17 protein-coding genes are annotated in these 20,616 nt (G+C 45.3%); 6 read left to right on the forward strand and 11 right to left on the reverse strand.

The window, feature by feature from the left end:
* Positions 1 to 132 precede the first annotated feature (132 nt).
* Positions 133 to 1,281, forward strand: a complete 1,149-nt coding sequence (locus ACLWNV_RS01835) for a hypothetical protein (RefSeq protein WP_413586199.1) — start codon at positions 133 to 135, stop codon at positions 1,279 to 1,281.
* A gap of 164 nt (positions 1,282 to 1,445) precedes the next feature.
* Entirely contained in the window at positions 1,446 to 2,003 is a 558-nt protein-coding gene (locus tag ACLWNV_RS01840; protein WP_413586200.1) for a hypothetical protein, read from the forward strand.
* A 54-nt stretch (positions 2,004 to 2,057) separates the two neighbouring features.
* On the opposite strand, the gene ACLWNV_RS01845 is transcribed toward ACLWNV_RS01840, so the two are convergent.
* The 4 genes from ACLWNV_RS01845 to ACLWNV_RS01860 form a co-directional block, all read right to left on the reverse strand.
* A complete protein-coding gene (locus ACLWNV_RS01845) occupies positions 2,058 to 2,828 on the reverse strand; it encodes a LysR family transcriptional regulator (protein ID WP_413586201.1) in 771 nt (256 codons plus the stop codon).
* Between the two features lie 8 nt (positions 2,829 to 2,836).
* Positions 2,837 to 4,333, reverse strand: coding sequence for an ABC1 kinase family protein (locus ACLWNV_RS01850; RefSeq protein WP_413586202.1), 1,497 nt, complete (start codon positions 4,331 to 4,333; stop codon positions 2,837 to 2,839).
* A gap of 49 nt (positions 4,334 to 4,382) precedes the next feature.
* Complete coding sequence (gene rnr / locus ACLWNV_RS01855) at positions 4,383 to 7,025, reverse strand: ribonuclease R (protein ID WP_413586203.1); 2,643 nt, start codon at positions 7,023 to 7,025, stop codon at positions 4,383 to 4,385.
* An 83-nt stretch (positions 7,026 to 7,108) separates the two neighbouring features.
* Positions 7,109 to 8,194 carry an outer membrane beta-barrel protein gene (locus ACLWNV_RS01860; protein ID WP_413586204.1) on the reverse strand — a complete coding sequence of 362 codons (1,086 nt, stop codon included), beginning with the start codon at positions 8,192 to 8,194 and terminating at the stop codon, positions 7,109 to 7,111.
* A 524-nt stretch (positions 8,195 to 8,718) separates the two neighbouring features.
* Between ACLWNV_RS01860 and ACLWNV_RS01865 the strand changes: the two genes are divergently transcribed.
* A complete protein-coding gene (locus ACLWNV_RS01865) occupies positions 8,719 to 9,888 on the forward strand; it encodes a hypothetical protein (RefSeq protein ID WP_413586205.1) in 1,170 nt (389 codons plus the stop codon).
* An 86-nt stretch (positions 9,889 to 9,974) separates the two neighbouring features.
* Here ACLWNV_RS01865 and ACLWNV_RS01870 read toward each other — a convergent pair whose 3' ends face one another.
* The 7 genes from ACLWNV_RS01870 to ACLWNV_RS01900 all read right to left on the reverse strand — a co-directional run bounded on the left by ACLWNV_RS01870 (position 9,975) and on the right by ACLWNV_RS01900 (position 17,706).
* Entirely contained in the window at positions 9,975 to 10,403 is a 429-nt protein-coding gene (locus ACLWNV_RS01870) for a hypothetical protein (protein ID WP_413586206.1), read from the reverse strand.
* A gap of 188 nt (positions 10,404 to 10,591) precedes the next feature.
* Positions 10,592 to 12,091 (reverse strand): methyl-accepting chemotaxis protein, encoded by a 1,500-nt coding sequence (locus ACLWNV_RS01875; RefSeq protein ID WP_413586207.1) that lies wholly within the window; start codon positions 12,089 to 12,091, stop codon positions 10,592 to 10,594.
* A gap of 162 nt (positions 12,092 to 12,253) precedes the next feature.
* Entirely contained in the window at positions 12,254 to 13,327 is a 1,074-nt protein-coding gene (locus ACLWNV_RS01880; protein WP_413586208.1) for a hypothetical protein, read from the reverse strand.
* A gap of 17 nt (positions 13,328 to 13,344) precedes the next feature.
* Complete coding sequence (locus ACLWNV_RS01885; RefSeq protein WP_413586209.1) at positions 13,345 to 14,220, reverse strand: ABC transporter permease; 876 nt, start codon at positions 14,218 to 14,220, stop codon at positions 13,345 to 13,347.
* Positions 14,220 to 15,251: an ABC transporter permease gene (locus ACLWNV_RS01890; RefSeq protein WP_413586210.1), complete on the reverse strand. Its 1,032-nt coding sequence runs from the start codon at positions 15,249 to 15,251 to the stop codon at positions 14,220 to 14,222. Before ACLWNV_RS01890 ends, ACLWNV_RS01885 begins: the two co-directional genes overlap by 1 nt.
* The gene (locus ACLWNV_RS01895; RefSeq protein ID WP_413586211.1) at positions 15,248 to 16,723 is read right to left on the reverse strand and encodes an ABC transporter ATP-binding protein; all 1,476 of its coding nucleotides are present in this window, start codon (positions 16,721 to 16,723) and stop codon (positions 15,248 to 15,250) included. The genes ACLWNV_RS01890 and ACLWNV_RS01895 overlap by 4 nt, the downstream gene beginning before the upstream one ends.
* A gap of 5 nt (positions 16,724 to 16,728) precedes the next feature.
* Complete coding sequence (locus ACLWNV_RS01900; RefSeq protein ID WP_413586212.1) at positions 16,729 to 17,706, reverse strand: BMP family lipoprotein; 978 nt, start codon at positions 17,704 to 17,706, stop codon at positions 16,729 to 16,731.
* A 265-nt stretch (positions 17,707 to 17,971) separates the two neighbouring features.
* On the opposite strand from ACLWNV_RS01900, the gene ACLWNV_RS01905 reads away from it, so the two are divergent.
* The 3 genes from ACLWNV_RS01905 (at position 17,972) to ACLWNV_RS01915 (ending at position 20,588) form a co-directional block, all read left to right on the forward strand.
* Positions 17,972 to 18,688: a Crp/Fnr family transcriptional regulator gene (locus ACLWNV_RS01905; protein ID WP_413576792.1), complete on the forward strand. Its 717-nt coding sequence runs from the start codon at positions 17,972 to 17,974 to the stop codon at positions 18,686 to 18,688.
* Between the two features lie 103 nt (positions 18,689 to 18,791).
* Positions 18,792 to 19,502 (forward strand): tRNA (N6-threonylcarbamoyladenosine(37)-N6)-methyltransferase TrmO, encoded by a 711-nt coding sequence (gene tsaA / locus ACLWNV_RS01910; RefSeq protein ID WP_413586213.1) that lies wholly within the window; start codon positions 18,792 to 18,794, stop codon positions 19,500 to 19,502.
* A 99-nt stretch (positions 19,503 to 19,601) separates the two neighbouring features.
* A complete protein-coding gene (locus ACLWNV_RS01915) occupies positions 19,602 to 20,588 on the forward strand; it encodes an isopenicillin N synthase family dioxygenase (RefSeq protein WP_413586214.1) in 987 nt (328 codons plus the stop codon).
* The last annotated feature ends 28 nt before the right edge of the window (positions 20,589 to 20,616 follow it).

The following is a 20,616-nucleotide window of genomic DNA, read 5'->3' on the forward strand; positions in this document are numbered from 1 at the left end:
AGCGTTCAACCCCCGGTGGTAAAAGCCACTCGGGGGTTTGTTTTTTGTTTCAATTGATTTTCAAGACGCCAAATTGCGCATTTAAGGCCATTTTGTGGTTGATTCAGGCTCTTAAAACTGGAATTTAGAGCCATGAACAAGATAGTGCCATTTTTGCTTAGCTGCCTGATTTCTTTTTCAGCCCTAGGGGCTTGGGATTTGAACGACGTTTCGTACCTGTTCCCATTGCCGCGTAAGGTGGGGCAAGATCAACTATTAAATATTAAATCCGTGGGCGTTGGCGGTCCGATTTTGCCAGCTCGCTTTATGGATACTATTCCACCACTTTCACCGGTCATGACACCTGATCAAACAAACGAAGCTCTGCGTGTGGTGGCTATGCGTATTGATCCATGCTTCCCGTTGCCGACCCCGATGAGTTGCCAGCGCCAATTGCGTTTAGTGTGGCAGCCTTTGGAAGAAGGGCGCTTTAAAGCACAAACAGTGGATGCAGCTCTTCATGCTTTTTATATTCTGACGGATGAGGAATTCATCGCGTTGTTGAATGACCTTCAGGCTTGGAAATTCAAATACCAAATGAATACCACGGGTTTGCCTTTGCAGGTTCATCCGGTATGGGCACACGTTCAGGAAAACCATTCATCAATTACTGATTTTAATAACATCATTTTAAAGTATGCCGGATTGAAAAATCTTTCCCGCGTGACGGCGATGGTTCTGCGTGGTGCAGGCGACATGTGGGCTTTCGGTGGCTTTGATGTTAAAAACGGAAAACTGCAAATGTTCCGTATTCACCGCACTGATCGTATGGCTCAGGCATTTATCAATCGTGCCGTTCCAGCTGATCATTTTGACCAGGGCATGATTTCCCCGGCTCCAGAGGGAGACGATTCAATGAATAAGATCGTGGTGAATTCCGCGAATCTTCAAACAGGCAGTGAAGAGTTGATCCGCAAAGAAGTCCTTGCTGCTTATCGCATTGAAAACCCAAGAAACTTCCATGCTGAAAATATGGATTGTGTAAGTTGCCATGTGGCCCAGCCCGCCCGCGAATGGGCTTTGCGCAAACGAGCGGATATCGACTATACCGACTTATTTCAGAGCGCTGCTTACCAAAATTCCAAGTATAACCTGCAAAACGTCACACCAATTTTGGGTCACACTCAAAATATCAGGGCTTTTGGATATTTCATTGAGAACGTGGCAATCAGTCAGCGTGTAATCAATGAGTCTGCTGAAGTGGCAGACGTCATAAATAAATTTGTGGCTGCTCAACGATAAATATCAGTCCAGTTTTAAGCAACATTGAAAGGCGGCAGAAATGTCGCCTTTTTCATGTCTTTCATCCGAGGGGCGTTCATCGACTTGCGTCCCAGTCCTATCTGGTTCCGAATAAGAGTTACCAAAAAAAAGGACTTCCAATTAAGGAATAGAAGGAGAGATTCATGAAGAAGCTGCTCGTTATTATGGCTGTGGGTTTGGCCGGTGTTTGGGCTCAAGCGGAAACAACTGATATGTCATCAATGAATGGTGATATGTCTATGCAAGGCGGTCGCACATGGGTGTGCGGTTTGCACTTCAAAGGTGTGTCTAAAGGTATCAAAATTATTGCAGGGAAATTTAAAACAACTGCATACGGTACAATGAAGTGTACAAGCTTCAACGGTACTAAATGGAGCCGTCCTGTGAAAATCACAATGGGCGCAAAATGCATCGGACCTCAAGTGGGCTTGGGCTGGTTGAAATTCCACGGCGTTGGTGGCGAAATCAGCTTGTTCAACTCTGATCCAGATGTATTGTTGGGTAAATACCTAGCGGTTAACGGCGATGCTGCTGTGATCATCGGTGCGGGTTCATTCCGTGCAGTGAAAGTGGGCTGGCCACAACTTGCTATGAACATGTCTATCAAGCTAAACGGTGGCTTGGGCGTGACATTGGGTCTTGATCACCTTTACATCTCCGAAAACGGTGGTGAAGTGATCGAACCTCCAACTCCACACTAAGAGAGTTGCAGAGTTTAAAAATAAAAAGAGGATCTGAAATCAGATCCTCTTTTTTTATTCGCTAATTGCTTCTGTGATATTTTCCCAAAGCACTGGGTTTAAAAGTTCAGAACCAATCATCAACACTGGTTCCGCATCTTTAGCGCGGCCTCTTTTGGCCTCTGTTGGAAGATGACCGGTACCTCCCGTATCTGTCAGCCAGGAACGGCGCACAGCCAGGGAGTTAGAAACGAATATGTGCGAATAGCGTTCTAATTCTTTTTTGTTCGCGCGACCGTATTCAAAGCTGCTTAGCACGGCATATTTGCTATTGGAATCAATCAATTCCAGCTTTTGAAAACCAAGCTCTGCCAGGTATTTGAATTTCTGTCGGCCCGGGGACTTGGAAGTGAAAATCAAATCCAGATTTCCGGACAAGAAGTTTGCTTCAAGCTCGTTAAGATCAAAAATGTCCAGGGTGATCTTTTGTACGCCCACCTGCTCAAAGCATTGACGGCAGGTGTTCATCGCAAAATCAGAAAGACCTTCCAGGGTTCCAATATGCAATTCGCCGACCATTTGGTTGTTGCTGATACCTTGAAGTTCAGTTTCCAGCCGACGAATGGATTTTTCAAAAATCTCTGCCAGTTGGAAAGCGACAGTGGTCCATCCGGATTTGCGTTTTGCTGATCGATCCAAAAGAACAATTTTCAGCTCATCTTCAATCTTGGCAATAATACGGGACAGCTGCGGCTGACTTAATCCCACGTGTAGTGCGGCGGCGGAGAGATTCTTAAAGTTCACCGCTTTCGCCAGAATACTCATTTCATAGTAAAGTTGCTGCATCGTTGTCCCTATGGTTTTTTGATGTAATTAATAAAAGCGACGAAGCTGGTGCCGATAGCCAGGCCAAAACCCACAAAGCTCATCGTTGGAATGCCAGCGATGTGATTTTCCGTGGGGTGCACAGAGATATATGCGGAACTTAGAATCAACGATGAAATGATCACTCCCAAGAACAACAAGTTGAAAGAAGACTCGATGGACTTTTTCAAGTCTGTCAATTCTGCCACTTTTAAACGGAAAGAGTGATCAGGGCTGTTGATTTTTCGAAAATAGAAATTCAGCTGTCTTGGCAGGGCATTTAGAAAGCTTCTGGATTCCCGTGCGATCTGGGAGACCTCATCCATCATACGGGCTGGGCCCATCTGGGATTTTGCCAGTTCGCCAGCAAACGACAAAGAGTACTGCAGGAAATCGAAATCCTTGTGCAGCTTTCTGCCGATGCCTTCGATGGAAACGATGGATTTAAAGAACATCATCAGCTCCACAGGAACTTTGATGTGATGTCTGGCCGCGATTCCCGAAGATCTTAAAAGCAATTTACCCAGATTCACGTTCTTAAGTGTCAGACCGTAATAAGGTGCGATCAGCTCGCGCAATTCTTTAGCGAATAGATCCACATTCACCTGGTCAGAGAAGGGCGCCAAATCCACATACTCAAATGCAAGGCGCTCATAATCCTCGGTGGAGAGTGCTAGCAGCATGTTCGCAATGGCTGCTTGCGTGCGCTTATTCAAGCGTCCTACGACACCGAAATCGATCAGTCCGATGTTGTTGTCATTCAAAATAAAGAAGTTTCCGGCGTGCAGATCCCCGTGGAAAAGACCGTCGGTGAAAACCATCTGCAGGTAGGCTTGCAGGGCCTTCTTAATTACTTCGTGAGTATCGACACCTTCGCGAATCGTCGCCTCAGCACTAACAGGGAATCCCGGCAATGCTTCCATGATTAATACGCGCTCTGTGGATAGATCCAGATAGACTTTGGGAATCTTAATTGTGGGATCATTTCTAAAGTTCTCTTGAAAGCGACGAATGTTGTTCGCTTCGACAATAAAGTCCGTTTCAAGCTCCAGGGTTTTAAAGTATTCCTGCACGATCGCTTGGGGATTGAAGGGGCGGCTTTCTGGCACATAAGTTTCTAAAAGCTCAGAGAGAAGATACAATACATTTAAATCATCATTGATGGTTTGAATGATGCCAGGGCGTTGAACCTTGATGACTACGTCCTCGCCCGTCACTAAACGTGCGCGGTGAACTTGGGCAATGCTGGCAGAGCCCAAAGGTTCAGGATTGATGCTGGCAAACGTTTTATACAGAAGCTCACCGAACTCGTCCTTTAAGACGCCTTCGATGATTTCAAAATTCAGGGGTTGAACACGGTCATGAAGCTTTTCAAATTCATTTGTGTAAGCTTCTGGAACCAAATCGGGGCGGGTGGCAAGAAGTTGTCCCAATTTTACGAAAGTAGGACCCAGTTCCTCGAAACTCATGCGCATCCGTTCCGGCATAGAGTAAGACTCCATGTCGGAGGATGCATTCAGACGTTCAATGACAAACTTACCGAGTTTTACCTTTTCCGCGACCTTGTGAAACCCGTGCCTTGCGAACACCCCGACGATCGTTCGAAGTCTCGCCGCGTTTTTTAGTGTCTTTCCGATCTGGCTTCCTGTTTTTAAGGCTGTCACTATTCTTCTCCGAGTTATCGTCATTGTCGCGAAGTTTGCTTTGTTCAGCGAATTGCAATTTTTTGCTGAGCTTTGGCTTGTCCTCAGAATCCTGTCCTTGGGACTTACGATATTCCGAAGGTCCCAGGATCATGCGTAGCAAACTTTCATCAGGTCCTTTTTTGCGATCATCACTGCGGTCTTCACCGCCAGGTCGGAACTGGAATGCCTTTTGGGCTTTCTGTACCTTTTCTTCCTGGCCTTTTTGATCAGAGCGCTTGTCGCCAAAAAATCTGGATTTCTGATTTGGGTTTCTTTCCTCACGCTGTGAAGGTTTGGAAGACTTCGCGCCTCCACGTTCCTCTTCACGACGATTTTTCTGATCTTTACGTCCCTGACGGTCCTCTTTCAGGCTGTAAGCCTTTTCATTTGGACTGGAGCGACGGTCATTCCCACGGCGATCATTTCCGCGACGACGTTCCTCGCCCTGCCATTCTTTAGGCTGCTCTTTTTTGCGCAGGCGATTCAGATACTTTTCAGCGGAACGAGCGGCTTGGGACTTTCCTTCGCCGGTTTCATCATCAAAGTCCTCATCCATTTCATCTTTGATTTCCATGCCGGCTTTAACAAAGTTAATTTGACCTAACTCTGGATCAGCTGCTGCTACCTGAATGCGGATATTGTCGCCGATGTTATAACTCATCCCGGAACGTTTCGCGATCAAACGAAGGTTCTCTTCGTCGAACTCCCACTTGTCATTTCCAAGATCATCCAGACGAACCAGGCCGTCGATGTCGTATTCGCGCAATAGCACGAAAATACCGAATTTTGCGACGGAGCTGATCATGCCATCAAATTCCTGACCCAGGAATTTTTCCATAAAGCGGGCTTTTTTAATGGACTGAACCTGACGTTCCGCTTTGGTCGAGCGTTGCTCGGCTGCGGAAAGAATGGTTCCTGCACTTGCCAGATCGTCTTCGCTCATCAAGCGGTACTGATTTGACTTAACTACCTGGGTTTTAAGCAAGCGATGGATAATCAAGTCAGGGTAACGACGGATTGGAGAAGTGAAGTGAGCATAGTACTCAAATCCCAAACCGAAGTGACCAACGTTGTTGGGGCTGTACTTAGCCTGGCTCATGGATCTTAAAGTCAGAATATTAAGAATCTGCGCTTCGGGGCGGTTTTCAAACTCTTCCAAAGCCTTTGTCAGGCGTTTCTGAAGCTTGCCCTGACCCAATTTCGTTTTCCCACCAAAAGTCGCCATGTACTTTTCAAGAGTACGGATTGCCATTTCGTTTGGTGGTTCGTGAATACGGTAAAGAGCCGGAACGTTTTTGCCGTGCAGGAACTTGGCTACAGCCACGTTCGCTGCAAGCATCATTTCTTCGATAAGTCTGTGGGCAAATAGGCGTTCAGATCTTTGAATGTCGATCGGAACTCCAGCTCCGTCGATGACAAGTTCGGTTTCTGGGATTTCCAGATCCAGAGAGCCTTCCTTGAATCGTTTCGCCATCAGAATTTTTGCAAGATCCGCAAGTCTTAGAATGCCATCTTTTACGTGATCGAACTTTTCGGCACCATTTCCGTCGATAACTTCCTGTGCTTCACCGTAGGTGACGCGGGCTTTGGATTCCATAACCGCTTCGTAGAAATCAGAACGTGTCATCTCGCCAGTAAAATCGAACTGCATTTCTGCAACCATGCATAGGCGGGGAACGTGAGGATTCAAAGAACAAAGTCCGTTACTAAGAACTTCCGGTAACATAGGCACAACAAAGTTCGGGAAATAAACGGATGTACCGCGCTCATAAGCGTCGCGATCAATCGGGGAGCCCACCTGCACATAGTGACTGACATCTGCAATCGCTACGTACAACAGGAATCCTTCGGGATTTGTTTCAACATAAACAGCATCATCGAAATCTTTTGCCGTAGCACCGTCAATAGTGATTAAGGACATCTCGCGCAGGTCTTTACGTCCCTTATAGTCTTTTTCGTCTGGGATTTCTTTATAGTGTTTTGCTTGCTCTAAAGTTTCGTTAGAAAAATCCTGAGGAATGCCGGAAGAAAGGATCACGCGTTTTATATCTGTCAAAGGATCTAAGGCATTACCGATGACTGAAGTAACTTTACCTGTGAAAGACTTTCCGTCCTCGGGATAGCTGATGACTTCGGCCGCGACAAGTTCCTTGTCTTTGGCGTTCATTGAATCTTCAATTTTGATTTTTAAATCCTGGCCCCAGCCCTTGCCTTCATCGCGCAGCATACCCAAGCGATCATTCAAGCGGTAAAAGCGACCCACGAAAGTTTTAGTACCACGTTGAACTACGCGAATGACCTCGCCACGAAATCTTTCGCCACCTTTTTCTGGATAGACTTCGACCGTGACTTTGTCATTGGTCATTACGCCTTCCATGGAATTGCGGGGGATGTATACATCGGGATGCTCTTTATCCTCGGGGATAAAAAAGCCGAAGCCATCTGGATGTCTTTTGATTGTGCCTGTAAGGATTTTCTTTTTGTGCGTGCTCAAGGTTGCTTCCTTTAACTAGGAATATGGTAGCACACTTGATCACGATGTCGAAAAAAAAGGGACCTCGTGGGTCCCTTTTTAAATTAGAAGCTGGCAAGAACTCCCAAAGTTAACATCTGGGCAGTTTTTGTCGGAGCATTGTCGGAATCCCTGAATGCGTCTTCGTCCGCTTCATCAGCGCGGAACTCAACATAAGCATTTAAGTTTTCATTCAAATTGATTTTGTCTGCCAGAGTCAGGGAATTTACTTTGTCAGCACCGTTGTAAACTGCCAACACACCACCTTCAGTAAGGTGCATGGCTCCACGGATCATTTCGTAGCGAACCGACAATGTGTTATTCCAAAGTTTGTAGCTAACGATACCAATTGTTGAATCGCTCCAGCCAGCCTCTCCCAAATCAGTAGAATAGGATTTTGAATCGTAAGTGATTGCTGCCATTAGATTTTCAGTGAATCTGTAGGAAGCCCAAACGTTACTTGCCGCATTTTGAACAGGCCCTGTGGTGTTAGTGCCAGAATCCTTACCGAAATAGTAAGCGGCAAACCACTGAAGATCACCCATTGTACCATTCACCGATAATTCAGTTGTTTTGGTCGGTGTATAGTCGTCGCCATAAACATTGTAGTTAGATTGATTATAGGTGGATAGAGTCGTCGTTAATAGATCGTTTACGATATATTTCGCGCGCAGACCTTCACCGTAACCTGGTGTGATGCCTTGAAACGCAATGGAGTAACCATAAAAGATATTTTCGGATCTTAGAACGGATTCATAACCCATCGTCGTCATGAAGCGACCGGCTCCTATATATAGATTAGATTGAGGCTTGTAATAGACCTCCACTTGATCCAGAACGCCGAAATTGTTTTTGCTGCTGGCACCGGGAGCAGATTCATAAGTGATTGGATTGAAAACCAAACGTGCCAGTACGGAAAGCTTATCTGTTTCTTTCTTTGCCAGGATCTGCGTTGTATTCACACGGTAAGTATTGTCTTGGGCCGCTCCGGAAAAAGGAATTTCTGTGCCACCAACAGTGGGATTTCCCCCTGTGGAATTTGTTGTGTAATCGAAGGCAATCTCGCCATTGACAGTGATTCCGCCAATATCAGCTGCAAGCACAGTGGAAGAGGTAAGCAGTGTTAATACAGCTGCAGATAGAAATCGCATTATAGGTCTCCTTGCAAAAATGCATTTTGACTATTTGATTTGTTAACTATCGGTTTGTCATTTTACAGCTGAGTCATAGGACTATGGTCTAGTTTGCTGACATAAAATCAACATTCAGCAGGACCATGATCCAGTTAGGTGACATAAATTTTGCCGGCGCGTCAAATGAAGTTCTTCTGAACATAAGGACGGCTGGATTTTTTTGTGGATAAGTGGGTTTTCAGAGGGAGAATGAGGAAAATATCGCATTCAAAATGTCTGCACAAAACACGCTGCTGTCGCGGGTTTCATCGATAGTTTGTGGAATTTTATTTTCTGTTTCCAAAAAAGAAACATAAAAATTTCTGCACAAAATTTTATGTGGTTCTAACCAAGTAATTGCTCCACTTTTTTCTTTCTTTAGATGTTCCCCGGCATTTTTGTTGTTGATCTTGCCGAAGGTCCTATTTAGCCTTTTTGTATAAAGATAAAACTTTTAAACGAATTGAAAGTTCAAATTTGCAACGAAACGAAAGGATGCATCTATGAAAAAACTTTTAGTGATCGCAGCTACTCTTGCAGCTAGCTCCGCATTCGCAGGCGTAAAATTGGAAGTACGTTCCGACTACGTTAACACTCCTAACTACGACACTAACACTGGTGACGAAGTTGGCGGTACATCTCTATTCACTCCGACAGTAGCTCGTCTTTACCTTAACGGTAACGTTGGTGAAGCAGTTGTTGAATCTGCTTGGAACTTGCGTGCATTCACTCCAGAGTTCGCGGTTAATCCGTACACTGGTGAATCCGAACTTTCTAAAACTATGACTGTTGATAAATTCGTTGACCACCTTTGGGCTGGTAAAGCGATGGGTCAATTCATGTTTAAAGCTGGTAAACTTGAAACTAACACTGGTGGTTTCGAATACCAAAAATCTCTACATGGTGACACTTACCTAGTATCTATGGCTAACCGTGGTGTTGGTGGTTCTATGGTAATTGACGGATCTCCGGCTCCAGATACAGTTATCGTTCCAAGCCAAGCATTCGTTGCTAATCCAGAAAATGCTTCTGGTATCTCTGCAGCTTATACATTGACTGAGAACCACAAGTTCGAAGCTCAAATGTTCAACCAAGTTAACTCTCAAACTATCAATGCAGACACTGGTGCAAGATCTTTGGACCGTGGTCATACTTATGGTTTGAACTACCTTGGTTCTTTCTTGGATAAAATGTTGGTTCTTAACTTGAACTACACTGTTGGTACTGCAGATACAACTGTAGCTGGCCAAGAGCTTTCTTTCATGGCTGCTTCTCTTCGTGTAGCTCCAATGGCTGACTTGACAGTTGATATCGAATACTTCGATAACAAAAATAAAGTCTCTGCAGCTGGTACTTCTACTGATCTTAAAACGAACTCTACAATCATTGAAGCTCGTTATAACATCAACGGCTGGGTTCCAGTTCTTAAGTACGAAATGTCTAAGAACGAAGGCGCTACTCCAGCAGCAGCAGTTAACACTGGTGACTTCAAACGTGATGCTTGGGCATTGGGTGTAGAGTATGTACCTAAAGCTGACGAAGCTTTCCGTTATCATGTTGCTTACACAAGCATCAAAGATCATGACATTGAAGGTATCTCTGCTCTTAACAGCGACATCACTAAAAACATGATCACTGTTGGTTTCAAATACACTGGCGACATGGCTAAGTAATTTGATTCTCACAAGCTGAGATCATAAAAAAAGCCCAGGGCAACCTGGGCTTTTTTGCGTTTAAACGTATCTTCAATTCCAAACTCTTACTTAAGTGATGCGATACTCGCTTCTAAAATCTTAATTACTTGTTCAGCGGACTTTTTATCAAACTTCTTAGTGAGTGCCGCTAGATCCGCCTCTGCAGCAAAAAGTGCCTGATCGCGACTTACAACTTCTTTACCAACGCGCACTTCATCAAATGACTGGGAGTTTTCCTTAAGCACGATGATCTTCTCGCGAATAGTAGTAAGCATATCTGTGCGAACCATATCAGCTTCAGCGGCAATTGTTTTATCGATAGCCATGCCAGACATAATATCGTCGCTGACCATTTCATCAGAGCTAACAGCCAAATTTTCAGCCGCTGCGGCCCATTTGCCTTCGGCCATTTCCATCTCCATTGATGAGGCCATTGCTTTCACGGAACCCAAAACCATAATGATCGCCATTGCTAGCATTACTCTCTTTTTCATCTCTTCTCCCTTTAGGTATATAAACCCACTGTTTTAGTTGCGAGAGATATGCCCAGGTGGGGAGAAGTAAGGCGAATTAGAACCCAAAAAAATTAGACAGGAGCCAATTAGTGGCTCCTGTGAAAGTGGACTTGTCTCAAAATGAGATTAAGTTAAATGCTTATTTTTAATACCTAAATTAAAAACTATCAGGCAGCAAAAGCTGCGTCTGATGTTCTTTTCCTAAGGGGCATCTCGTCCATTTGCTCGTAAGAAGTGGAATTAGAAGTGCCTTTGATGGCACTTACCAAAGTTTGAATAACCTGCGCCAAACATTCTGCCTGAGCCGCAAGTTCCTCAGAAGATGCAGCGGCCTCTTCAGAGGAAGCGGCGTTGATCTGGGTTGTTTGATCCAACTGATTCAATGCTTTGGAAATCTGCGCCACACCGTTTGATTGCTCAGCGCTTGCAGAAGCAATCTCCTGATTGAAATCAGAAACCTTTTTTACCGAAGTCAGGATCTCTTCCAAAACCTCGCCGCTTTTTTGCGCTTGGCTGTTGCCGTCTTCGATACGGTGAACACTTGAGCGAATCAAATCGCCAATATCTTTCGCAGCCGAAGCACTGCGCTGGGAAAGGGCTCTGACAGCCTCTGCCACCACAGCGAAGCCTTTACCCTGTTCGCCTGCGCGAGCAGCTTCCACAGCGGCATTCAAGGCCAATAGATTTGTTTGAAAGGCAATATCGTCAATCACGTCAATGATGTCAGAGATCTTCTTGGAATCCGCAGCGATATCCGTCATGGATTTAGAAAGAGCTTTCATCTCGATTTCGCCACGTTTTGCAAGTTCACTGGTTTGGGAGGAGAGTTTCGCAGCAGAGCTGGCATTCTCGGCATTGAGCTTAATCATGGATGTCAGCTCTTCAATCGTTGCGACCGATTCTTCAAGTGAAGCTGCCTGCTCAGTAGTGGACTGTGACAATTCCGTTGCCGCAGTAGCAATCTGTGTAGAAGCCCCTGAAACTTCTTTTGAAGAGGAGGAAAGGTTTCCAATAACTTCATTGATGGACTTGCTTAAACTCATCAAAACGACTCCGCCGATGGCACCACCTAATAGAATCGAGATAAAGCTCACCAAAATCATCACAGTTCGGGCTTCTTTATAGCTTTCTTCCATTTTTACGACTTCCAGTTGCATGTTCTTTTCATTGCGCTCCACTGTCGAGTCGATCACTTTTTCACCGGAATGACGAAGGGCTTTGTTTTCAGTCAGACTGATTTTTTCAGCGTGTTCGGTGTTGCCGCTTTGAACATGATTGCGGATAGATTCAACATTCGTCCACCAGGTATCATAGATAGCTTTAAAATTCTTTAGCTCTTCTTGTCCAGTGGGGGTGGAGATTGCATGAAGATCATTCATCTTTACTTCCATCTGGCTGTGGCGTTCTTTCATCAGCTTTTCAACTGTTGAGCGCCCGTGATCGTCGTTGGATAGAATGTAGTTTTTCTCGTTAATCAATTGAATATAGAAGAGGGAGCGGATGTCTTTTATTAGAGAGACGCGAGCACTTTTCTCGCGAACGACCATTTCCATAGTGTCGTTCATATTGCTTAGATTAATAAGGCCAATGGCTGCAATAGAAAGGGATGAAACCATCAATAGTCCCATCACAAAGATCATCTTAAAGTTCAGGCTGCGCTTTTTCATGTAAACCTCTTTCAGGTTGCAGACATTTCGGCGCGCACTTGGAAAACTTAATTAGACTTTCGATGGTTTAAAGATGAATTAATTCTTGTTACAAAGCTGTTAAGACTTGTTTAAAATTTGATAATTTAAAAGGCCACGGATTTCGTGGCCTTTTAACAGTTCCTATTTTTCTTTGGTCTTAACTTCGTTTGGAATTGAATAGTAGTCCGGCATTACAAATTCGACAGTGAACGGGTACTTGTAAGATTTGTACGCGCCAATCTTTGGACGGCCAGCTTTGGAGTAAGCTTCATCCCAAAGATTCGCCAACAACAAAGCACCGCGGGCCATGTCTGTCACGATCACTGGTTTCATTTTTTTGAAAGCAACACTTGCAGGCTTTCTCTCTGCGCGTGTTTTGATTTCCATTCCGTGTTCTTTCTTAAGAACAGAAGGCTTAGTTACAGGATCCATTTTCAGGATTTTTGGAATCTCTGTGTTGGAGATAATCGATAAAGCTTTCATACGATCAACGACCGTTGCAGGTTTAAGGAATGACGGATTTTTCAAGGCGCGAGCCTCTTTCAATACCAACCAGTCAAGATCGCCATCGAATTCACCGACAACAGAATCTTCAAAGTAAGAGTGAATACCGCCATGGCCTGCCGCCCAGCCATCGTAGTCAGCAGTCGTGTGAAACGGTTGGGAAATATCGCCAACAAAGTGACCCATCAAACCCATGTCGACAACCATTTGGTATGCGAGTTTGTTATAAGGAAGATTTTCGTCCTGCTCTTCCTTAAAGTTTGTCGGTGGTTTTGCAGCAGCAAAGTCTTTATTCAAAGCTGCAATACGAGTAACGAATTGATCAGCTCTCCACCAAGCGGAACCAAATTCAGTCGGAATGTCCTTGATCGTAGTTCCGTCGTTTTTGAATTTGTTTTCTTTACCAGTGTAATCCGTCACGATTTTTTTATAGTCAGAAGGAATGTCAGCAACTTTCAAACCGATCACTTCGATATCGATAAAGTGCGCAGCGTTGCCGTGTTTGGCAGCGTCGCCGCCCAAACTCTTCCAGTAAAAGTCAGGAATGTTGCACAAATGGCCCATCATTTGGGGTTTGTTGCGAAGATATTCTTTTAGACCTTCTTCTTTAACCAGAAAAACCGCAGCACGGCAGATAGCATCGTGACCACGACCACCCCACGCAAATGCTGTCGAGGATGCCAACAACAAAGGCAAAACAAGCTTCAACATATCTCTCTTCTCCTTGATTACAGTTCGCGACCCAAAGCCTTCGGAGAGCGGCTGGCGCCCATGAATCCCGCAAGTGCGACGATGGTCACGATATATGGTAAAATTTGAATGAATTGAACAGGAACAGCAACGCCGCCGATTTGCACACCTTGCAGACGAATTTGAATCGCATCAGCAAAGGCAAACAACAAGCAGGCAAAGAATGCTGGCAATGGTTTCCATTTACCGAAAATCAAAGCAGCCAATGCCATAAAGCCACGACCGCCTGACATCATCGGAGAGTATGCAGAAGCAAGGAACAACGACAAGCTAGCGCCACCCCAGGCTGCGAATGCACCACTTAGTGCAACTGCAGCCCAGCGAACTTTGCGAACGCTAACACCTGCTGCCATCAATGCATCCGGGTTTTCCCCAGCAAAAAGCAACCACAAGCCGGAGCGTGTTTTCTTAAGCCAAAATGTTAATCCAGCGACCAGCAAAAATGCCAGAACCAAAGGTTCGTAATTAAAGCGATCATCCACTGGCAAAGGCGGAGTCGATCCCGTGGAATCAAAAAGAATTTTTGTCGCAAAGGGAATCACACCCATTACTAAAAGGTTGAATGCCATTCCCGTGACAATTTGATCTGCATTTAGTTCAATCACAAATAAAGCATAAAGCGCACCGATGATAAGGCCCGCGATCAAAGCAGCGCCCCAACCAAGCCATGCTGACGAACTGGAGGTGGCAACAACAGATCCTGTGAAGGCACCAACCAGCATAAAGCTTTCCAAAGCGACGTTAATTACGCCCGAACGTTCGCTCATCATGCCGCCCATGGAAGCAAAAATCAGCGGAGTCGCCAAGCGAAGAGTGGCCAACAGCAATGCGAAGATCATGAAAAATGATTCCATCAGTCCTTCTTCCTTTGGCGACGAATGCGATATTCCCAGTAAGCACTGGCTGCTACACCCAAAATAATAAATGCCTGAATGATGCGGGAGAAATCACGAGTGATCGTGGATGTTTCAAGATCCAGATCTGAGGCCCCTTTGTGAAGAGCGCCCATCAAAAAACCTGCAGCGATAACACCAATAGGATTGTTTGCAGCCAATAGTGCAACGGCGATGCCGATAAATCCATAATCCGGGGAAAACCCAACACGATATTGGCCAGCACTGCCGATCACTTCAGACAGGGCAACGAAACCGGCGCAAGCACCAGCTAAAGCCATAGCAACAATCTGCATGCGTTTCGCGGAGATACCAGAACGTTGTGCTGCTTCAGGATTTGAACCCACGGCCCGCAACTCAAAGCCCCACGTGGTTTTCCAAAGAAATATCCACATTAGAACAGCCAGAACAATCGCCACCACCAGGGATGCGTTTGCGGGAGTATCAGGGAAGAAGCGGGCAATCAGATCATAATCTTTGAACATATAGCTCGCAGAGACCATTGCAGTTTCGGGATTCTGGGAATTCGGATTCGGAATGACTTTCAATGCGAACCAGCTTGCAAGACCTGCAGCGATAAAGTTCATCATAATTGTGATGATAACCTCATGGCTGCCACGCAAAGCTTTTAAGATACCGACGATCCATCCCCAGAAAGCACCAACTGCTAAAGCTCCAAGGAATGCAACCAGGGGAGCCAACGGAAATGGAACCTGAGGAAAGAAAACACCAATCGCTGCAGCAGTCACGGCCGCCATAGTCAATTGGCCTTCAGCCCCGATATTAAACATACCCGCGTGAAAGCCGATTGCCACCGAAAGACCGCAAAAGATCATCGGTGTTGCATAAGACAAGGTCATGCCAAAGTCATAAGTGGAACCAAATGCACTCTTGACCAGAATCATAAAGATATTCAGAGGATTTTCACCCGCCAACAAAGTCAGCAGTAAAGCTGCAACCAATCCAATTAGAAAACCTAAAATACGTTTCAATGGCCACCTCCCATCGCTGCACCGATTTTGATTTCATCAAAATCACCACGTAAGAATTCTGCGACAAAGCGGCCTTTGTACAAAACGACAATACGATCCGAAAGAGCCATCAATTCATCCAACTCAGAGGATATAAGTAAAACCCCCGCACCCGCATCGCGAGCAGCGCGAATTTCATTATGAATAAACTCGATAGCACCGATATCCACACCACGCGTGGGTTGTGCTGCAATCACAGCCTGAGGCTGTTGCAAAAGAGCGCGCGCCACCACTAGTTTTTGCTGATTACCGCCGGAGAATCGGGAGAATTCCAGATTCTCATTACGGGGGCGAACATCGTACTGCTCCATCGCCTGGCGAGTGGCCGGAATGATGTCTTTCATTTTAAGAAAGATTCCGCGGGCAAACTTGGCAGTGCGTTGTTGTCCTAAAAGATAGTTTTCAAAAGCAGGGCGATTTGGCAGAACGCCAAAGCGCAGACGATCCTCAGGGAAAGATCCAACTTTGCCATTAATCTGAATGGTTCCGGAAAAATGCTTTTTGGAAAAAGCATGTTGATCTAATAGGGCGCGGATTAAAATGTCCTGCCCATTGCCCTCAACCCCTGCAATGCCAACCACTTCGCGGGTCTGAACTTTTAGATTCAGATTATCGACTTTGTGGTTTCCCAGTTGAGCTGAAAGATTCTGTACATTAATGACAGGCTTAGGATCAATCTGTGTGCCGCGTTCAACAGGATTTTGCAGGCGTCGGCCCACCATCATCTCGGCCAGATCAGGAATCGAGGTTTCTGAAGTCTTGCGAGTGCCGATAACTTTTCCCGCGCGGAACACAGTCACTTCATCTGTGATCGCCATTACTTCTTTAAGTTTGTGGGTGATGATCAGAATTGTTTTTCCCTCAGCCTTAAGCTGGCGAAGGTTTGCAAAGAAATCCTGAACCTCCTGCGGAGTCAAAACCGCAGTGGGCTCATCCAGAATCAGAATCTCAGAATCCTGAGAGAGAATTTTTAGAATCTCGACACGTTGTTGAGCGCCGACAGAAAGATCCTCGACAGTGGCATTTAAGTCCACATCGAAGCCGTAGCGCGCGGCCACTTCATTTAATTTTTTCAGTTGCTGCGCACGAGGCAACAGAGAAAACGGACCGCCATCCTGCTGCAATAGAATATTATCCAAAGCAGTCAAAGGCTCTGCCAGCATGAAGTGCTGATGAACCATTCCGATTTTTGCTTTCATGGCGTCAATAGAGGAGGAGAAATTCTGAGTGGTGCCATGAACCAGGAACTCGCCGTCAGTAGGGGAGTAAAGTCCGAAAAGGATCTTCATGGCAGTGGATTTGCCGGCACCGTTTTCGCCGACAATACCGTGGATCGTACCTGCTGTGACTTTGAAAGAGATATCTTCGTTGGCGACACAATCACCGAAAATTTTAGAGATACCTCGAAACTCAACAGCAGGGACTTGATTCATGGCTCTTACTTCTTCTTATAGTAATCTGGAACTTGAATCTGACCGTCGATGATTTTCTTTTTGATCTCGTCGACTTTCTTCTTCATATCCGGCGTTATCAACTTCTCGTTATACTTATCCAAAGTGTAGTCCACTCCGGCATTTTTCAGTCCAAAGCGGGCAATTTCCTCTTTGAACTTTCCATCTTTAGTTTCCTTGATGGTGTCATATACAGCTACATCAACGGCCTTCAACATGGAAGTCAAGATTGTGCCAGGTTTCATCCAGTTCTGATTGGAATCAACTCCGATTGCGAATTTCTTTTTTTCTTCAGCTGCGTCGAAAACACCAGTGTTGGAAGCGCCCGCTGCTACGAAAATCACGTCAACACCTTTGCCATACTGTGCAAGGGCCAACTCTTTCGATTTGGCAGGATTGTTCCAGGCCTCACCAGTCACGCCCACGTAGTTTTCAGAGAGTTTGATCTTAGGATTGATATGTTTTGCACCTGCGGCGTAACCCATTGCGAAGCGGCGGATCAAAGGAATATCCATTCCGCCTACGAAACCGACAGAACCAGTTTTAGAAGCCATCGCCGCCAAAGCACCAACAAGGAACGAACCTTCATGTTCTTCGAACATCAGGGAGCGAACGTTTGCAGCAGTGACTTCACCGTCAACGATTGCGAATTTAACTTTTGGAAATTGCGCCGCCACTTTTTTAACAGCGTCTGTTTGAGCAAAGCCAACACCGATAACCAGATCATAGTTCTTGCGAGCAAAGTTACGATGCAAATTCTCGATCGCATTCGTGTCAGTTGCCTCAACGTATTTCAATTCGATCTTAAGATCTTTTTCTGCTTTTGTTGCGCCAGCGTAGGCAGCGGAGTTGAAGGATTTGTCGTCTTTTCCACCCTTATCAAGTACTAGACCGACTTTGATATTTGCAAATGCAGTGGTGCTGATTGACAGAAGAAACAGTGTAACGAAAAACTTTTTTGTCATTTGATGATTCCTTCACACGGGCAAAATTTCATGCGACTGCGCATTTAATAAGCGTTTGATTTCACAAATTTTTTAAGATTTTTTGTCGAGGTGAAAGTACGAGGAGGGAGATTGTGAGTCAAGGCAATTCATTTCAATTGCCTAATGGTCAACTCTTACAAGTCGGTTATGTCTTAATTTCAATTAGGCTCTTGTTTTATACCAGTTTAGGATGGCCTAAACGTTAGCAAACAACAACTCAGATAAAGCACGGAGGACTAAGAGCATGGAATCGCAAACGATACTCAACGGCGGAGTTAACTCCCTAGGTTTTATGGGCCAACAAAACTTGAACATCCCAACAACTTCGAATGTGCCATACGAAGTGATTCACCTCAAAGAAGAGGAGATGATCTTTAAGGAAGGGGATACTCCTAAAGGATTGTACTATGTGCAATCAGGATGTGTGAAAGTTGTCGTAAATCGTTCCCACGCACGTGGACGTACAACGACAAACGAATACGTAACCAAGCTGGTATCTCCAGGTGAATACTTTGGTTATAAAGCACTGGTAAAAGGCAGTGTTACTCAATGTCATGCGAAAGCGGTCAAATCCACAGTGTTGTGGTTGTACCCACGCGAATTGATCCAAGTGGCAATGGCGCAGGCGTCTCCGATGGTTAAACTTTTGTTGAACCAATCTGTGAACGATCTTGAATCTTTCGAACAAACAAGCCAATTGCACTATTTGGCTTCTGTTCAAGAGCGTATCGCATACCAACTTGTGATTTTGGCAGACCGTTTCGGCACTCAAACTCCGAATGGTATTTCCTTGAATCTGAAGTTGACGCGCAATGAGTTCGCTCAATTGGCAAGCACGATCAACGAATCGTTGTCTCGTCATCTGACTGAGTTCAAAAACGAAGGTCTTATCGATCTGAACGGTAAAGAAATCATCATCAAAAACCGCGATGGTTTGATGAGACGTTCCGGTAACTTCTAAATCACACTCTCCCGAGTAAATCGAAAACACCTACTAAAAGGCCGATTCCAAAGATCGGCCTTTTTACTTGACGCAGCAAAGCCCCAAAAGGTACCTCGTAGTCATGGAACCAATTGGATATATTGAAAGCTGCTTTAAGGATAAGTTTGGCACTCCGCGCCAGCCAGGTTTGGTAAAGAGCGCGTGGGCGAAACTTAAGATCCGCGCGGATTTGCAGCCTGAAGAAGCACTTCAGGGGCTTGAGGGCTTCAGTCATGTTTGGTTGGTGTGGATCTTTCACCAAAACAAAGTCGCGCGCTATCACGCCAAGGTTCATCCTCCACGCATGGGTGGAAAAAGTATTGGATTGTTTGCAACGCGAACTCCGCATCGTCCAAATCCAATCGGTTTGTCATTAGTAGAATTAGTAAAAGTTGAAAAAGACGGAATCATCGTCTCTGGTGCAGATCTGGTGGATGGCACTCCTATTTTGGATATCAAACCGTATTTGCCAGAAATCGAATCCATTCCAGATGCAAAAACCGGGTGGACGTCTGAGGTTGTAAAAGATCCTATCCAGGTGGAGTTTACTGAGCATGCGTCAAAGCTGCTTGCGCAGTGGCAACAACGAAATCCTGACAAAAAATTGAAAGAAGTTATCGAGGATACTTTGCGTTTGGATCCTCGTCCTGTCGTCTATCGTGGATATGAAGGAAATGACGGCGCTCCTTACAGAAATAAACATGCTGTTCGTCTGTTTGACGGAGACATTCATTTCGAATTTGAAAGCGCAAATCTTGTCAGAGTGCTCGATATTCTTTTTACGCATAATTAGTTGCTGTTGCCTTCGGAATAAGCAACTTGGTATTGTCCATCCAAGTTTAAAGAATCTGTTTTGGCTTAAACGAGGAATAACCATTCAAAGGGGATGAGAATGAGAACGATCGAAAGCAGCTCACACGCAGAGACTAATACTCTACGCAAAGTTCCGACATTGAGTCTGGCAAGTTATACCCAAGGTTCAGGATCTGATAAAGCTCGTTTCATCGATCAACTTTTTACCGGACTGAAAGAGTACGGTTTCATCATCCTTAAAGATCACAACGTTCAAGCGGCAGATCTTCATAAGGCTTATGATCTTCTACAAAAATTTTACGCTCTTCCTGAAGAAGTTAAAAAATCTTACATCTCTCCAACTGCGGGATTTCAACGCGGTTACACACCGTTTGGTAAAGAACATGCCAAAGACTCTCCAGTCATGGATTTGAAAGAGTTCTGGCATGTGGGACGTGAACTTCCACCAGCAAATGCGTTGAAGTCTGTTTACCCGGATAACATCTGGCCAGATAAAGACATCCCTGGCTTCAAAGATCATTTCCTGAAATTGTTTGCGGCTCTTGAGGTTGCGGGCGATGTGATGCTTGAAGCTTTGACGATGCCTCTTGAAGTCGACAAAGACTTCTTTGCCCGTATGACGAAAGATGGAAATTCCATTTTGCGTCTGTTGCACTATCCACCAATTCCTGAGGGCGTGGATCCACGTTGTGTTCGCGCAGCTGCACACGAAGACATTAACTTCATCACAATCCTGCCAGCAGCGACTGCTTCAGGTTTGCAATTGAAAGACCGCGACGGCACATGGCTGGACATTGATTCCGAACCAGACACTTTGATCGTGGATGTTGGTGATATGTTGGCGCGTTTGACGAACGATGTTTTGCCATCGACCACTCACCGTGTGATCAATCCGCAAGATGGAACAAATTCCCACCGTTATTCAATGCCGTTCTTTATGCATCCACATCCGGACGCGATGTTAAGCTGTTTGCCTTCATGCAAAGGAGCTGGAGCAAAATACGCTGATATCACAGGACAGGATTTCCTGATGCAACGTCTGCGTGAAATCGGCCTTATCAAATAGAGAACGTTGACCTGGCCCAGGTATAATT

The organism is Bdellovibrio sp. HCB274, assembly GCF_047306075.1.
GTDB lineage: Bacteria > Bdellovibrionota > Bdellovibrionia > Bdellovibrionales > Bdellovibrionaceae > Bdellovibrio.

Coding starts and splice junctions, on each gene's coding strand:
- ACLWNV_RS01835 (WP_413586199.1), top strand. CDS start 133: ATGAACAAGATAGTGCCATTTTTGCTTAGCTGCCTGATTTCTTTTTCA.
- ACLWNV_RS01840 (WP_413586200.1), top strand. CDS start 1,446: ATGAAGAAGCTGCTCGTTATTATGGCTGTGGGTTTGGCCGGTGTTTGG.
- ACLWNV_RS01845 (WP_413586201.1), bottom strand. CDS start 2,828: ATGCAGCAACTTTACTATGAAATGAGTATTCTGGCGAAAGCGGTGAAC.
- ACLWNV_RS01850 (WP_413586202.1), bottom strand. CDS start 4,333: ATGCCGGAACGGATGCGCATGAGTTTCGAGGAACTGGGTCCTACTTTC.
- ACLWNV_RS01860 (WP_413586204.1), bottom strand. CDS start 8,194: ATGCGATTTCTATCTGCAGCTGTATTAACACTGCTTACCTCTTCCACT.
- ACLWNV_RS01865 (WP_413586205.1), top strand. CDS start 8,719: ATGAAAAAACTTTTAGTGATCGCAGCTACTCTTGCAGCTAGCTCCGCA.
- ACLWNV_RS01870 (WP_413586206.1), bottom strand. CDS start 10,403: ATGAAAAAGAGAGTAATGCTAGCAATGGCGATCATTATGGTTTTGGGT.
- ACLWNV_RS01875 (WP_413586207.1), bottom strand. CDS start 12,091: ATGAAAAAGCGCAGCCTGAACTTTAAGATGATCTTTGTGATGGGACTA.
- ACLWNV_RS01880 (WP_413586208.1), bottom strand. CDS start 13,327: ATGTTGAAGCTTGTTTTGCCTTTGTTGTTGGCATCCTCGACAGCATTT.
- ACLWNV_RS01885 (WP_413586209.1), bottom strand. CDS start 14,220: ATGGAATCATTTTTCATGATCTTCGCATTGCTGTTGGCCACTCTTCGC.
- ACLWNV_RS01895 (WP_413586211.1), bottom strand. CDS start 16,723: ATGAATCAAGTCCCTGCTGTTGAGTTTCGAGGTATCTCTAAAATTTTC.
- ACLWNV_RS01900 (WP_413586212.1), bottom strand. CDS start 17,706: ATGACAAAAAAGTTTTTCGTTACACTGTTTCTTCTGTCAATCAGCACC.
- ACLWNV_RS01905 (WP_413576792.1), top strand. CDS start 17,972: ATGGAATCGCAAACGATACTCAACGGCGGAGTTAACTCCCTAGGTTTT.
- tsaA (WP_413586213.1), top strand. CDS start 18,792: ATGGAACCAATTGGATATATTGAAAGCTGCTTTAAGGATAAGTTTGGC.
- ACLWNV_RS01915 (WP_413586214.1), top strand. CDS start 19,602: ATGAGAACGATCGAAAGCAGCTCACACGCAGAGACTAATACTCTACGC.